This window comes from Halapricum sp. CBA1109, assembly GCF_009741825.1.
Classification (GTDB): Archaea; Halobacteriota; Halobacteria; order Halobacteriales; family Haloarculaceae; genus Halapricum.
On sequence record NZ_WPCA01000263.1, the window covers coordinates 1 to 1,246 of the forward strand.

At 70.1% G+C, this 1,246-nt stretch carries 1 protein-coding gene; it reads right to left on the minus strand.

The genetic code is table 11. The features are described from left to right. Positions 1-231: 231 nt before the first annotated feature. Positions 232-1,246: tRNA guanosine(15) transglycosylase TgtA (gene tgtA / locus GJ629_RS15855; protein ID WP_157513856.1), on the minus strand; the 1,015-nt coding region annotated here is incomplete at its 5' end.

A 1,246-nucleotide genomic window follows, 5' to 3' on the forward strand; every position in this document is an offset into this window, starting at 1 on the left:
CAGTTCCGGTCCCGCGGCTCGCTGTGCGCTTCCCTCGCTTCCGCTCGGTCCAGTGCTTTGCTTCCCCGGGGTTCGCGGAACTGGCCTCGCCCTTTCAATCCACCAGGGTCCAGTAAACCGAACGGCAGAAACCAGCTCTTTGCGCGGTGTTTTTTGAATATCGAGTGGTGGACCGGTCTCGCTGGCGTCAACGCCACTGCTCCCGTATAGGGATCAGCGGCCGCGGCAGTTCTAAACCTGCTCGACGGACTCCGGGAGCCGTTCGCAGGCGCTCGCGGGCCAGTCGGTGACGGCGACGGTCACCGTCGCGGGACAGGACTCGGCCAGTCGCGCGACGCCGTCGGCCGCGCGGTCGTAGGCCGCCGTCGAGAGCCGGTCCGGCCGCTCGGCCGTCAGCGGGAACGTCTCGCGCAACTCCGGCGGGACGGGGCCGTACGGCGGGACCAGCGGCCACCGCTCGTCGTACTCGCCGTCGAGGGCAGCGTCGTTCTCGGCGAGCAATAGGGTGCCCTCGGGAGCGAACCGCGTCAGGCGGTCCTGATACCGGGCGACCGTCGGCCAGCGGGCGCTCTCGGCGGAGACGTGGAAGACGGTGTCCTTCGAGACGCGGTCGTGGGCTTCGAGGTGGCCGGCCTGATCGAGGAGCGTCCGGTAGCCGTCGGTCATCGTCGGGTGCCCGCGGGCGCGGGCGTCGACCAACTGCAGGAGCGTGCCCTCGGCGATGGCCTGGCGGACGCGGCGCATCTCGGCGAAGGAGACGTGGAGGTTGTGGCGGGCGAGTTTCCGCTCGCGGTCGGTGTCGGTCATCCCGCGGATGTCCGCGGGCGTGTACTCGGTACAGACTGGGCACGAACAGGGGAACGTCCGGAGGTCTTCGAGATGCTTAGTCCCGCGGACGGTGAGGTAGCGGTCGTCGCGGGCGTACAGCGCGTAGGCCGCCGAATCGAACAGGTCACAGCCGACGGCCGCGGCCAGCGCGAACATCATCGGGTGGCCGGCGCCAAAGAGGTGGACCGGCGCGTCCGTCCCGAGGCCGCGTTTCGCCGCCGTGACGACCTCGACCACGTCGTCGTAGCGGTACTCGTTCATCAGCGGCACGACGGCGCCGACCGGGAACAAGTCCAGATCCGTGCCGTAGGCGTGGCGGGCCGCCGACTCCCGGAGGTCGAGATGGGTCGAGCCCTGGACCGGCGCGTTCACCAGCATCTCGCCCGTGTCGACTGCATCGGCCGCGTCGAGGCGGCGC